This is a genomic window from Methylobacterium hispanicum (genome assembly GCF_022179285.1).
GTDB classification, from domain to species: Bacteria; Pseudomonadota; Alphaproteobacteria; order Rhizobiales; family Beijerinckiaceae; genus Methylobacterium; species Methylobacterium hispanicum.
This window is the reverse complement of record NZ_BPQO01000020.1, coordinates 1-13,649: the sequence shown is the minus strand read 5'-3', so window position 1 is coordinate 13,649 and position 13,649 is coordinate 1. Positions and strand designations below refer to the sequence as shown.

The 13,649-nt window shown below is 67.0% G+C and carries 12 protein-coding genes; 6 read left to right on the top strand and 6 right to left on the bottom strand.

Features of this window, described 5'->3' with window-relative positions:
- Positions 1-16: 16 nt before the first annotated feature.
- Positions 17-2,365, top strand: a complete 2,349-nt coding sequence (locus MFF56_RS20675) for a preprotein translocase subunit SecA (protein ID WP_238230744.1) — start codon at positions 17-19, stop codon at positions 2,363-2,365.
- Between the two features lie 38 nt (positions 2,366-2,403).
- On the opposite strand, the gene MFF56_RS20670 is transcribed toward MFF56_RS20675, so the two are convergent.
- From MFF56_RS20670 to MFF56_RS20660, 3 genes are all read right to left on the bottom strand, one after another.
- Positions 2,404-3,360, bottom strand: coding sequence for a COG3904 family protein (locus tag MFF56_RS20670; RefSeq protein WP_238230743.1), 957 nt, complete (start codon positions 3,358-3,360; stop codon positions 2,404-2,406).
- 361 nt (positions 3,361-3,721) lie between these two features.
- Positions 3,722-4,285, bottom strand: a complete 564-nt coding sequence (locus MFF56_RS20665) for an HNH endonuclease (protein WP_238230742.1) — start codon at positions 4,283-4,285, stop codon at positions 3,722-3,724.
- A 51-nt stretch (positions 4,286-4,336) separates the two neighbouring features.
- On the bottom strand, positions 4,337-5,437 hold the full coding sequence (locus tag MFF56_RS20660) for a ParB N-terminal domain-containing protein (RefSeq protein ID WP_238230740.1): 1,101 nt from the start codon (positions 5,435-5,437) through the stop codon (positions 4,337-4,339).
- Positions 5,438-5,563: 126 nt separating this feature from the next.
- Between MFF56_RS20660 and MFF56_RS20655 the strand changes: the two genes are divergently transcribed.
- Together MFF56_RS20655 and MFF56_RS20650 are read left to right on the top strand one after the other, a co-directional pair.
- A complete protein-coding gene (locus MFF56_RS20655; RefSeq protein ID WP_238230739.1) occupies positions 5,564-6,988 on the top strand; it encodes a GGDEF domain-containing protein in 1,425 nt (474 codons plus the stop codon).
- Between the two features lie 126 nt (positions 6,989-7,114).
- Positions 7,115-7,681, top strand: coding sequence for a hypothetical protein (locus MFF56_RS20650; protein WP_238230737.1), 567 nt, complete (start codon positions 7,115-7,117; stop codon positions 7,679-7,681).
- A gap of 25 nt (positions 7,682-7,706) precedes the next feature.
- Here MFF56_RS20650 and MFF56_RS20645 read toward each other — a convergent pair whose 3' ends face one another.
- Positions 7,707-8,441 carry a hypothetical protein gene (locus MFF56_RS20645; protein WP_238230735.1) on the bottom strand — a complete coding sequence of 245 codons (735 nt, stop codon included), beginning with the start codon at positions 8,439-8,441 and terminating at the stop codon, positions 7,707-7,709.
- Between the two features lie 563 nt (positions 8,442-9,004).
- On the opposite strand from MFF56_RS20645, the gene MFF56_RS20640 reads away from it, so the two are divergent.
- From MFF56_RS20640 to MFF56_RS20630, 3 genes are all read left to right on the top strand, one after another.
- A complete protein-coding gene (locus tag MFF56_RS20640) occupies positions 9,005-9,529 on the top strand; it encodes a hypothetical protein (protein ID WP_238230733.1) in 525 nt (174 codons plus the stop codon).
- A 62-nt stretch (positions 9,530-9,591) separates the two neighbouring features.
- Positions 9,592-10,689 (top strand): hypothetical protein, encoded by a 1,098-nt coding sequence (locus MFF56_RS20635; protein ID WP_238230731.1) that lies wholly within the window; start codon positions 9,592-9,594, stop codon positions 10,687-10,689.
- Between the two features lie 208 nt (positions 10,690-10,897).
- Complete coding sequence (locus MFF56_RS20630) at positions 10,898-11,146, top strand: hypothetical protein (protein WP_238230729.1); 249 nt, start codon at positions 10,898-10,900, stop codon at positions 11,144-11,146.
- Between the two features lie 10 nt (positions 11,147-11,156).
- On the opposite strand, the gene MFF56_RS20625 is transcribed toward MFF56_RS20630, so the two are convergent.
- Both MFF56_RS20625 and MFF56_RS20620 read right to left on the bottom strand, forming a co-directional pair.
- Positions 11,157-11,480, bottom strand: a complete 324-nt coding sequence (locus MFF56_RS20625) for a hypothetical protein (RefSeq protein ID WP_238230728.1) — start codon at positions 11,478-11,480, stop codon at positions 11,157-11,159.
- Positions 11,481-11,883: 403 nt separating this feature from the next.
- Positions 11,884-13,649: Ig domain-containing protein (locus tag MFF56_RS20620; protein WP_238230726.1), on the bottom strand; the 1,766-nt coding region annotated here is incomplete at its 5' end.

Below are 13,649 nucleotides of genomic sequence, written 5' to 3'. Positions count from 1 at the left end.
TGAACTCCGGGGAGTCATGACGGCGGGCGAAGCGATCGAGGCCGTCCGGGACCGCGTCGCGCTGGGCTCGAAGCCGTCGGACGAGATCGACTACGTCCTGGCGGCGGCCGTGGAGGCGGCCCGGGTCACCCTGGGCATCGATGTGCACGACGTCCAGATCGCCGCCGCCGTCGCCCTTGCCCACGGGCACGTCGTCGAGATGGCGACCGGCGAAGGCAAGACGCTGTCGGCCTGCTTCGCGGCCGTCGCCGCATCCCTGGACGGAACCCAGGTCCACGTCCTGACCGCCAACGACTATCTCGCCTGCCGCGACGCGGACTGGATGGCGCCGGTCTTCGAGATGCTCGGCGTCGAGGTCGGCTGCGCCGCGGGTCTCGGCCAGGACGAGGACGATCGCCGCCGCGAGATGTATGCGAGGCCCGTGTGCTACGCGACCGTTCCGACGGTGGGTTTCGACTACCTGCGCGACAACATGCGCCTGCGTCGCGAGGATCAGGTCCTGCGCGCCTTCGGCATGGCGATCATCGACGAGGCCGATTCCATCCTCGTGGACGACGCCCGCGTCCCCCTCGTCCTGTCGGGTCCCTCGGACGTCCCCCTCGATCTCTACGTCAAGGTCGACGCGGCGGTGGCCGAGCTCGAAGACGCGGACGTCGCGGTCGACCACCTGACGCGGACCGCGGTCCTCACCGACGCCGGCGACGAACACCTCGAGACGATCCTCCGGGAGAAGGGCCTCCTTCAGGGCGAGGGCCTCTACGACGGCGCAAACGTCCGCATCGTCCACCACGCCCTGATGTCGCTCAAGGCGCACCGCCTCCTGGAGGCGGAGCGGGACTACGTGGTGGCGAACGGCGAGATCGTGGTCGTGGACGAGACGACGGGCCGCTTCGTGGACGGGCGGCGTTGGTCCGACGGCCTGCACCAGGCCGTGGAAGCCAAGGAGCGCGTCGCGATCCGTCCCGAAAGCCAGAGCTACGCCGGCATCAGCTTCCAGAACCTCGTCCTGCTCTACCGGTATCGCGCCGGCATGACCGGCACCGCCTCGGCCGAGTCCGACGAGTTCCGGCGGACGTACGGCATGACCGTCGCCGCGATCCCGTCCCACAGGCCCTGCCGCCGGATCGACGAGGCCGACGAGGTCTACCGCAGCCGCGCTGGCAAGCTGCGTGCGGTCGTCCGCGAGATTCTGGCCTCCAAGGAGCGCGGACAGCCGGTCTTGGTGGGCACCACGAGCATCGCCAAGTCCGACGAGCTCGCGGCGATGCTGTGCGGCCACGGCTTCGAGATCGTCGATCTGGCGCGGGACGACGCCTTCGAACCGCTCCGGGCGGATCCGGCCGCGCGCGTGGTCGCCGTCCTCAACGCCAAGCATCACGAGCACGAGGCCAGGATCCTGGCCGATGCCGGTCTGCCGGGCGCGGTCACGATCGCCACCAACATGGCGGGGCGTGGCGTCGACATCCGCCTCGGCGGCGCCGACGGGGACCCGCATCTTGCCGCGGCCGCCGAGGCGGCGGGCGGGCTCTACGTCATCGGCACGGAACGCCATGAATCCCGGCGCGTCGACGACCAGCTGCGCGGTCGTTCCGGCCGGCAAGGCAATCCGGGCCGCAGCCGCTTCGTCCTTTCGCTGGAGGACGACCTGCTCCGCCTGTTCGGTGCGAAGGGCCTCGACCGCTTCCTGTCCAGGGCCGGCTTCGGCGACGACGACGCGATCTCGCACCGGTTCGTGAACGGCCTGATCCTGAATGCGCAGAAGAAGGTCGACGGTCGCAACGGTGAGCAGCGCCGCGAGGTAAAGCGTTACGACGACGTCCTCGCCGGCCAGCGCACGGCGTTCTACGACCTTCGCATGCGGGCCGTAGACGGCGCTGCGGAGGAGATCGCCCGGGATCTGGTCGAGCGCGCCGTCGAAGTGCTCGCCTCCATCCACGCCCCGGAGGACGTGGCGCCGGACGACAGGGACGTGGCGGCGATGGCGCAGGACTTCCGGATGCGCCTAGGCATTCCTGTGCGGCCGGATCTGCTCCGGGAGTCCGGAAAGGTGATCGTCGACGCGGCTCTCGCCGCGATGGCCGCGAAGCGTGCCGAGAAGATCGCAAGGGCCGGCGAGCAGGTCTACGCCGAGCTCGAGCTCTACGTCGTGGTCAGCTCCCTCGACATCGCGTGGCGCAACCACGTCGCGGCACTCGACCACCTCCGGAGCGTCGTGTCCCTGCGTGCCTACGGCGGCCGCGACCCGCTGACGGAGTTCAGGACGGAGGCGGTCGAGATGTACGAGGCCCTCCTGGAAGCCGCCGCCTTGTCCGCCGCGACGGGTCTTTCCTTCGCAAGCGTGAAGCCGCAGGCCGCCGCCGCCTGAGCTCCGGCGAGGTGCCGGAGTCTACGGCGTCCGAATGCCTATCGTCGACGGGGTCTGCACGCGGTCATGTAGGAGCGGATCTTCTGCTCGCCTCCGGCCACCGGAAGCCTGTCGAAACCGAGGAAGATCGGGCTCTCCTCCGTCGACCGGAGGATCGTCCCGACGGTGCCGGCCGAGGCGATGGCCTGGACCAGCGCCGGGCTCAGCGGATACACCCCGTTGTACCAGCCGTTCTTGATCTCGCGGGCGCCGGGCGTGATCGGCCGGTTCCTGCCGTCGATGACCAGGTCGTGCTGGTTCAGTCCCATGACCTCGTCCTCCCGCCCCTGCGGATCGAAGATCACGTGTAGGATCGGCTGCGACCTGCCGTTGCAGTAGATGATGAACTTGTTGATGCCGTATACCGTCTCGCGCTCGCCTTTGAGATATACGAGTTCGTTGGCGCCCTCGATCGTCCATCTGGGCTGCTCGAATCCGTAGTTGACGACCTTCAGCTTCGCGAGCGTAGCGTGAGGGACTTCGTACATCTCGTCTCCGCCCTTGAGGGTGGATAGGCGGAACAGCTCGACGTCTATGTCCATCTCCTTCATGTAGCTCGTGACGACTGCCGAAAGCATCTGCGCCGCGTCCGCATCGCTCTGCCCCTTGTCGGGCCAGTAGAATCTGTGGACGCCGAACTTGGATGCCTCGGGGAGGAAACGGAATCTGCCGCCGAGATACGCGAGCGTGCAGGCGCTCATGCAGATCCCAGGCGTGGTCCCGTCGTATTCCGGCTTGACCTCCTTCCTGCCGACGTCGGTCCTGAGGCCATGCTTCCGGATGACCTTACCGAGCTCGATCCCTCCGAGGAGGCTTCCACCGGAGGAATTCAAGACCACGGTCGACGTAGAGGAAATCTTGTTCTCCTTGATGAAGGTCTCCAAGCGGTTGCCCGCCTGGGCATCGATCGTCCCGTCGAGATAGACGAGACGACCGTTGCCCAGGACCCATCCCATGAATCCCCGATGTTCCCTGGACGCCGAGATCGTCAGGGCTCGATCACCGGCTGCGGCCGAAGGCCCCGACCAAAGACCAGCCGCGATGCACAGACTGAGAGCCGCGAACCTCAACACCGTTCAACTCCGGGTTCTGCTGTAATTTCCGCGTCTCTACGTTCGGGTCGCCGTCCCGAAAGAGAGCGGGAGAACCAGGAGGGCGGCGGGCATCGACGACTTGGGCATTCCGCTCGGTCCATGCCTTTGCATGCTCGGAAACTCCAGAGCATGGGACGCGCCCGTTAACAAAACGGGCGCGTCGCCGCGTGGAAACCGACTCCTTCGCCAGGAGAGCTCGGGCAGCCGTTCGAACGGCCAAGTCTCACTCCGCCAGCGGGACCGCCCAGTACACGAACGAGATCCAGTCCCTGGGCACGTCCCGATGGACGCCGAACTCCATGCCGCGGGCGTAGAGATCGGCTTGGCTCGGTTCGTAGACCCGCTGCAGAAGCGGCATCCCGGCCTCCTCAGGGGTCCGGTCGGCCTTTCGGAAGTTGCAGGGCATGCAGCTCGTCGCGAGATTGTCCCAGGTGTCCCGTCCGCCTCGGGAGCGCGGGATCACGTGATCGAAGGTCAGGTCCGAGACAGGCTTCTGCTCGAGGCAGTAGCAGCAACGGTTCACGTCCCGCGTGAAGACGCCCCAGCGTGTGACCGAGACCCGCTTTCTGGGTCGGACGAAGGTCCTGAGGCGCACGACCGAGGGAAGCGGGATCAGCCGTCCGCCGGCCGTCCGCGCCGTCCTGTCGTAGACCGCGACCACGTCGACGCGCCCGAAGTAGACGGCCGTCAGCGCGTCCTTCCAGCCCCAGCTGGAGAGGGGGTGGCTGGAGAGCGGGCGGTAGTCGGCGTTCAGCACGAGAGCCGGATGGGCGGTGAGATCGGTCATGGACGTCCCCTTCGTCTCCACGGCCGGGGCCCGAAGGTCCCGGCCGTCTGTTCACTCGGCGGCTTGAAGGAACGCCGAGGCCTCCACGCCCCGCCTGGACGCGAAGTCCCGCAGCTCGGCGAAGCCAAGAAGTCGGTGCCGTCCGTCGACCAGCCACGCATCGCCGTCTCGGACGATCGCGTAGCCCTTGCGGCGCAGGCCGGCGACGACCTCGTCCACGGGGTCGAGGACGACCCGGGTGGCTCCTCGCTCGCTCAGGAAGCGGGCGATCGCCTCCGAAGCCGAACGGCGCACCGCTAGGGCCTCGTCCCGCGTGGCCACCTTGGCGGTCCGCTTCGGCGCGACGGGCCGCACGACGCCACCCGCGACGTTGCCGCCGCGGCCTTCCGTGACTGCCTCGGCCCGCGCGACGCGGAGTTCCCGCCCCTCGCACTCGCGCTTCGCCGCCTTTGCGACCTCCGCGAGGCGCTTCTTCTCGGCGCGCTCGCGCTCCCGGCGGAGGCGTTCCTCGGCAGCCGCCGCCTCGCGGCGTCGCGCGACCTCCTCGCGCTCGAGGCGCTTGGCCTCGGCCGCGGCGCCCTTGGCGGCAGCGGCCCGAGCGGCGCAGGCCGAGCGCTTCGCCTCGCGCTCGACGCGCTTGGCTTCCGCGAGGATCGCGTCGGCGGCGCGCGTCGCCTCCGCGTGCGCCGCCCGGCCACGCGCCCGAACCGCCTCCGAACCCGTGCCGCCGTCTCGACGGCCGATCGGAAGCCGCTTCGTCGGCGGCGCATCGGGACGCACAGCCGCCCGATCGGCGGCAGCCGGCTTCACCCGGGGAGCCGGCGCGGGCCGGAGCCCGATCGTCCGGGCGCCGCGTCCTCGCTTCAGGCCGAGGTCGCCGAGCTTCCACCGGATGCTGCCGATCGGCCGCTTCATCTCGTGCGCCATCACCTCCGCCGACCGACGGGCCGCGAAGAGTTCACGCAGGTGCTCCACGGCGGCCTCGTCCCAGTCCTGCCGGGCCAGACGCACGATACCGAGTTTCTTGGCGCGCACGTTGATGCCGCCGGACGGCCGCCCGAGGATGGCCGCCGCCTGCTTGGCGGTGAGGCCGTCGTCGACGAGGAGCTTGCGGAGCTGCGCGTCGAGGTCGTCGGTCCAGGGTCGGGACATGGTCTCTTTCCTCGGCGGATGGGTCTCCGCCGAGGGGAGGGCGCTTGACCCTTCAACCGTTCGGACCGGAGGCTGGGATGGCTCCGGTCTCGCTGCTCCCGCGGGAAGTCAGTCTGTCCGGGGCTGATGCAGTGCGACGAAATTGCCGGCGGGCGAGGCGAAGGGGATGGATTCACCCGCTTGCGGGAGGCACGCGACAGCTTTCCCTGGGCGCGATGCGGCCAAGGTCGTGCCGATGTGCTCGAAGCCCGTCCTGCTTCCGGTCATCGTCCAGTTCCAGCCGATCCATCAAGCCGGTCGGCTTCGGCGAAGATGCGCACAAAGGCACGGATGAAGCAACGCCGCCTCGTCGAAGTCGTTCCGCCATCCCTTGCGGCGCGGGCAATGAAACACCTCCGGTTGGATCGATCAAATTGCATCGACGGCGTATACCGGTCCGTAGCCTGGACGGCGTATGAAGGACTCCGCTCCAGGAGGTCCGTCGTGCAGTCGGAAGCACCTACGGCATCGAGCCGGGAAACGAAGGTCACGGCAAGCCTTCTGCTCGCCACCCGGATCGTCGAATTCGCCCTCGGCAACGACCTCGTCCTCGATCCGCAGGTCTTCGCCGCCTTCCACGCCTACCTGGGCGATCCGGATGGCGAGGCCGCCGCCGAGGTGGCCGTGCTGGTGGAGGCCGGCTGCCTGTCGGAGAAGGGACTTCACGAGATCGCCGTGCGGATCGCTCCGCCCGATGCCCGCCGCCGGACGCAGACGGTCCAACAAGGCGTCGCGGATTCGCTCGCCGCCATCACCGAAGGCATGGATGCCCACGCGGCGGCGCTCGACGAGGACGAGCGCATCGTCGGCCGGATAGAGCAGTCCCTCGCGGCCCTGCCTTCGGCCAAGCCCGGCCCCTTGGCGGGCGCCCTGCGGGCCATCGTGTCCCTCCACCGCCAGCGGCTGGCGGCCCAGCGCGCGGCCATATGCGAATTCGGCGCTTCGTTGAGGGCGGAGCAGGTCCGCATCCTCGAACTCCGCCGCGAACTCGAGGCGCTGCGCACGGAAACGACGCTCGACGGCCTTACAGGCCTGCTGAACCGACGCGGCCTCGACGCGCACCTCAGCGCCCAGAACGGCACGGCCTTCACGCTGCTCATGATCGACATCGACCACTTCAAATCGATCAACGACCGTTTCGGCCATCCCGCGGGCGACGGCATCATTAAGTCGGTCGGAGCGATGCTGCGCCACTGCGTGCGGGAGCGCGATTTCGTAGCCAGGATGGGCGGCGAGGAGTTCGCCGTCATCCTGCCGGCCACCGGCGAGGGGGCCGCCGATATCGTCGCCGCCAGGATCCGGGCGAGCGTCGCCGCGCGCAGGTTCGTCAAGCGCCACACCGGCGAGCCGATCGGATCCGTCACCGTCTCGATCGGAGGTGCGTGCGGCGACGGCGCCGTCGGCGGGGACGTCCTGATGGAGCGCGCCGATCAGGCGCTCTACGCTTCCAAGCGCGGCGGCCGCGACCGGGTCACCTTCTTCGCGGACAACGCGTGGAACATGGCGTCGTAGGATCGACGTTCGTTCCTTCGTCCGACGCCGGGCGAAAGACATCGTTAATCGATGCGAAACCTCGACCATGCGAAGACGTTGTCCGCAAGCCGCGCCTCGCGACGTCGGCCGTGCCGGGAGGCTTGAATGAACGGTTTGCCGATGCTTCGGACCTACGCCCTGGCGGAGGTCTCGACCGACGGCGGCGATCCGATCTGGACCGCCTACTGGCCGATGTCCGCCCACACCATGTGGGTCGACAGCTATCTCGTCGCCGCGATCCTCGCTGCCGTTCTGACGCTCGCGCTCCTGTCGGCATGGACCAAGTTCACCAAGCGGTCCCGCCTCGCGATGGGGCTTCTGTCGATCGGGCTGGCGATGCCGGCGCTGGCCTACGTGGCCACCGTCCGGCCTTCGCTGGTCGACGGCGCCGTCGTCCTGAAGCAGGACCGGCTCGTCGCCGTGCAGCGGGACATGGCGGGCAACCGCTACATCCGCACGATCCTGTTCGCCGACGTCGTCAACGCCACCGTCGTCGAGGATCCGACCGGCAACGTGGTCGCGACCTTCAAGGCCTGCCGCCCGCAGCCGCAGGCCGAGTTCGTCTTCATGCCTCGCGCCACGGGGCGCGCGCTCGCGGACGCCATGCGGACCACGGACATCCGTCGGCACCAGGGCGAGCGCTCCTGCGAGGTGAAAGGCCTCCCGATCTGAGCGATGCCGGTCCCCGGGACGCGTCCTATCGGGGATAGCGCCCCCTGAATGTGTAGTTGCCGTCGATCCACCAGCGTGGCGTGTACGCCTGCCGGATCGGACAGCGGACCAGGGCCTCGCCGTCGATCCTGGTCGGCCCCGTGGCGGGCACCGAGACCACGATCTCGGCCTTCTCGCCCGCCCGTCCCGTTCTGAGATCCGCGTCCGGGACGCCCACCTTGGCGCAGTTGCCTCTCAGGATCGCCTGGAAGCCCGCATCCGCGACCCGGTCTCCGCTCCCGCTCGTGACCGCGCAGTAGCGGCCGTAGATCTGGATCGCGGGACCCGTCAGGCCGTTCAACTGCACCGATACCCTGTCCTGAGCGGTGTCCTGCGGGTTGTCGCAGCCCGCGCCCTGCGGCGCCAGGATGCCGTCCAGCCGGCCGGCGACCTTCTCGAGGTACGCGGAGGTCTCCGCCGGGGCCATCGCCAACTGCCGGACGCCCAGGACCTTCACGATCGCGGCCGGGCTGCCGGGCCGGACCAGCGCTTCCACGCGGCAAAGGGCCTTCTGATCGCAGACCGACTGGACCAGACGCTCCGGATCGCTGTCGGCCTGCAATGCGCAGGCGTCTCCGACGAGCGATCCGGCCATGCCGGATCCGCTCTCGAACGGGCCCTCGCAGACCGTCCTGCGGAGCGGACCGCCACGCTGCTGTCCGGCCGCGTGGGCGGAGGTGGCGGCGATCGCGGCCGCCAGGACGATGGTTGCGTGCTTCATGGATCCTCCCGGTCGCGATCGTAGAACGCTTCGCCTCCGCGCGCACCTGGGCCGTGCCGGACGGCCACCGGTCCGGGCGCCCTCGGCCAAACTCCTTCGCCGTTCCTTCCGGCTCTCATGCTCACCGATCGTCGGGATGCGCAGACACGCGATCGGACCGGTCGCGAGCGGCACGCCGACCCTTTTCCTCTGGGCACGATGGACGAGGGCGGGCCGATCCGCATCGTTTTCGATGTTCCGCTCAAGCCGACCCCTCAGGCGTCGCGGGTCCGCTGGACGAACCCGCGGGCCAGTCGGCATCGACGTACGATCAAACTCCTGGCGGACATCGGGCTTCCGACGGGGTTACCGGAGAGCAATCTTGCGCGCCGCGAAAGGAGCAATCCGGGAACATCGATTTAACCTCCTTTCCGCGAATGTGGTCGATGCCGTTTTAGTTCCTTCCAGGAATGCGGCCGCGAAGCTATCGTCGTCGCTCGGATGAACTCGAACCGGCAATCGCACGGATGGCGAATTCCAGGACAGGCGGCCGCGCGGAAACCGCGCCGACGATCACCGCCAGCGTGCTCCGCTTCCCTCCGGTCATGGCCGGTGCCGGAAGGCCGCCCGCCGGCACGCGTCTGACGACGCGGTACGGCGACGTCCTTCTCGATCTCGCCGAGCCCGGCTCCCCCGTGGCACGCGCAAGCTTCGAGGAGGGGCAGTTCGTCGTCGACGGCATGGCGTTGGGCGTCGAGATCCCGTTCGCCTACAGCGAGACCTCCTGCGCATTCGTCTTCGGGTTCGCCGCCGGACCCGTAGTCTGGTGCGGGGGAGGGCGCCTCGCCGACATCGAGCGCGCCTACGCGGCCGTCGGAGCCGTCCAGGACGCCGTCGCATGCCTCGCGGATCGCAACCCCCGGATCCTGGCGGTCGCGCGCGTCGAGACGATGTCGCGTCGGCTCGTGGCGCTCGACGCCGATATCGCCGCCTCGTCCGATCGGTCGAAGGCCGCGCTGCGCGCCGAGCTTTCCGTCCGGCTCGTCGCCGCGAGGCGCGCTCTCCTTTCCGAGGTGAGGTCCCTGTCCGGCCTTCCCGACGCCGCCTGATCGGGTTGCCTCTTTCGATGCGAGCCCGGATCCTTCTCCGTGAAGGAACGAGGGCAAGATCGATGAACCCGCTGGGCAACCGCATCGCGAACTGGCACCACGCCGACGGCTTCCGTCGCGATCTGACTTTCGAAGGCGGTCGCACCATGATCGTCGTGGCCGCTTCGGCCTACAACGCGGGCGGCCTGATCGGCAGCGAGTACAACGGTCTCGTCGTGATCGACGCCGACAACGGCTCCGTCGTGCTCCTCAACCATCTGCGAAGCGGGAGCGGAAGCAGCGGGCCGACGCGGGCCCAGCGGGACGAGTTCGAGCGCGTCTCGACCATGACCGACTGGCGCGACTTCGCGACGTGGTTGAAAGCCACGCCGGGCTATCTAGGCAACGTTCCCGACATCGACGATCCTCGGCCGACCCCGCCGAGCGAGCACGCGATCGTCCTCAAGGCCGCCAACGCCGGAACGGTCCCCGGCCTCCCGGGGGACGACATCCTGCCGGAGGACCTGCGGGCTGCGCACGACGCGGCATCCGTCCCTTACGTCTATCCGCACCGCACCCGGCTCGACATGGCGGCTTTCCTCGCCGGTCACGATACCCACGGCGAGCGCTACGGCGGCAGCCATCTCGCCTGGAACATCAAGGTCGGCGGCGCGGACATGTCCGGCAAGGTCGAGAACGGCGAGGCCGAGATCGATGCTGGCCTCGACGCTCTCTGGGGGAAATACGCCGAGCGGCACGGCGAGCGGCTGTTCCTGGACGCCTGCCGCGACGGGATCAGGAGCTACCTGGACGGCGAGGCCACCACCTACCCAGGGACCGACCAGGGCGACTTCGTCTTCGGCACCCAAGGACGCTCGGGCGGATGGCTCGTCCTGGAGAAGTGGCGGGGCCGCGACCTTGGCTTCGGCTCCCGCGCCGAGATGGTCGAGGCTCTGCTGGAGATGAAGCCTGACGACCTCGCCGCCCTATACGCCGCCGTGGTCTGCTTCGACCGCGACATCCAGCCCGAGCTCGTCTTCACCCATCTCGTCGCCCAGGCCCGCGCGGCGGTCGAGGAGGAGGAATGGGCCACGCCGGAGGCCGCCGAGGCCGCGGCCATGGAACTCGGTCTGGAAGGCTGGTCCCATCCGTCACGCGCGCCCGCACCCGCCGCGGCCTGAGGCCGTCGCCGAGCCGCTTCGCAGGGGCGCCTACGGGCGCCCTCGTCCGTTCCGAGCAACACCCGACGCAGCGCACCGCCGCAGTCCGCACGGAAGATGCTCGCGGAGAGCTGCGAAGGAACGAGCATTGACAAGCGACGCAGAGGGGTGGAGGTCTGGCTTGGTAGCCTGCGCGGCAGCAGGCATTGCTTCCGGAGCGCATACCGAGATGTACGTCGCCACCACAGCGAAGATCGTCGATGAGCGCCGCATCGGCGGCCTCGGCATCGGGGCCGCCGTCCTCTTCGTCCTGGCAGCCGCCGCGATGCTGGGCCTCGGCCTCTGGGTCGGCTTCGAGCCGGCCACTTGGTCGACGTCGAGCTCCGGACAGCGCATGGCCGCCGCGGGGGCGCTCGGAATCGCCAGCGGCAGCTTGTTCGCCCTCGTGGCGGATGTCGCGCGCCGGGCCATGCGCTAGGGATCCGCGATTAGATCGCCGGCCGCGCCGTCATCTCGGCGCGGCGCGCGCCGACGGCCTGCATCATGATCGCCCAGTCGTCCGTGGCGCAGAGAGGCTCGCGCGCGTCGACCGGATGCTGCCCGTCCTCCGAGACGGTGAGCGTGAAGCGAGGCATTCCCTCGTGCTCGCGCCGGGCGCGATTCTGGTAGTCGATCCAGAGGAATGCCTGGGCGGCTTGCACGTGGAAGCAGGGGCAGCTCTCGTTCCGCCATGAAACGTCGCTGAAATCCGAGGGGACCTCGACGTCCATCGTCCCGAAATCGGGAAATTCCGTCCGGTAATCTCCGGTCATCGAACAACTCCGTAGCCTCCAGGCATTGCACCTGTTCCGCGGGCAAACCGCAAGGCATGGCTGTGCGCAGGCGATTGCCCAGCTGCGTTCCAAGATGTGCAAATCCGGCAAGAACGGGGTATCTCACCGCTGCCGCCTAAGCTTTGCATCCAATACGACGTAAATGCCGAGCCCAGGCCTGACGGCTCGCAGAGGATCCTGCCTGAGCTCAACCTGAAGCAATTCGTAACGATCACGCATGAACAGGGCCGGGATCGGTTCCCCAGGCGGCGGAAGTCGAAAACGGTCAATCCTGCAGTATCGGCGGCACGCATCCGCTAAAGGGTTCAGACGTACCGCCTTCCCTGTCAGGTCCGGCCACCCCGCTGCCAGTTGCGGGGGTGGCTCGATCGCCGTAGATGAATCACTGAGGCACCACGTAATAGTAGGTCTTATAAGCCGTAAGCGGCGTGTCGTAAATCCTCCCCCAACGGTCGCGAATCAAAAATCCAATACTTAACATGTTCGAGCCGGTTTTCGGGTCCGTAGCACGACGCAGACCGGCCTTGCCTGAGATCCTGGCGCGCACAGGATCGAACGTCACTCCCTGCGGAAGCCAAGTGCCTCGCATCTCGAAGTTATAGTCATCGTCATAGGGAACCCATGCGCCCATGGGTCGGTTGCGACTGAAGCCTGTACGAACATCTATAAACTCATTGTAGTCGAGGGTCTGCTCCGGCCCAATATTCGATAGGTCCATGAAATACGGCAATTCCGCAGCATTGCCGTCCGCATAAGCGCCGTCGGTGTAATCAGCATTGCTCATCGGGTACATTCTCAGATCTACGTCGTAGTTTAATGTCTTTGTGATAGCAAGGTAGAACTTCCGCCCAATTACGGGCCGCCCGAGCTGCCATCTTCCGTTAGTTTTGTCATACCGGGCAATGCCCGCATACTGCTTGCCCCCTCCGGATTCAGAATCGTAATAAACATTGATATCATTGTCTGTTCCGATTGGGTTATTGATAACACGGACGCAATCAACTTTTACAGGAAACGGATATTCGTATTCGATTGACGTATTTGCATACCTAACTTGGTCGTATTTTTTGACATTCATATAGCTCATACCAAATGCGTTATTTCGAATCCTTCCCGTATAATAAGATCCATATTCGAACGTCCCGCCAAAGCGGTATCCATTAGGCTGAACAACCGCGACTTTCGAAGGGCTGACTTGGCCCGGCGTTGCCATGTCTACAACGGTGATCGATCTGATTGCGGTATTGGAGCATGTCGCCCTGTTTCCTTCTGCGTCTATCGCGACGCAGCTTATGGGGAAGTTTCCCAGGCTCGTTGGTACGCCCACGATAGCATGGGCGGCGCTATTCAGTTTCACTGAACGGAGACCCGGCGGAAGGGATGTAAACTGAATGTCATAGGGGCCGAAGCCTCCCGTCGCTGTAACCACCGCACCAGAAAATTCCTGCCCGACAATTCCGATCCTATTGTATGGAGACCCTATGATTTGAAGACCTCGCCATGTCCTTACAAAGAACGAAGTGTCAATGTATTCCCCCGCTGCGTCGCTTAGCCGGACCGTGATCGTGGAAGAATAATCGTCGGGTATACCCGCGGGCGTCCCTGCGATCTCTCCTGTGTCGGGATTCAATGCAACTCCGCTGGGAAGCGTCCCGACCGTTATTGTAAATCTATACGGCGCTGCGCCACCTGCCGGCTGGACGGACGCTGAATAGGGGTGACGGTTGTTGTCGATGTTCGGGTAGAACCCATTCAGAGTCAGCCTGTTGCTCGATGGGGTGACAGCCGGGGCGACCACCGAGATCCGTGTCGCGGCGCTGTCCGTCCGTCCATCCGCATCCGCCACCTGAAGCGTGAGTGTCTGATCCGTAGCATTGGGCGGCGTGCCCGTGATGCTGCCGTCGTCGCGATTAAGCGATAGCCCGGTCGGCAGTTGCCCGGCCGAGACTGTGTAGGTGTAGGGCGCTCGTCCGCCCTGCGCGCTCGCCTTGCCCGAGAAGACGCTGCCCGAGGTGCCGGGCAGGATGGCGGCGACGTTCAGTCTGAGAGGGGACGAGACCGCGATGGCGAACACGTCCGTCAGCGCGACACGACGATCGACGTCGGTGACCCGAACCTGCAGACCCGATGCGACCTGGACGGCCGTGG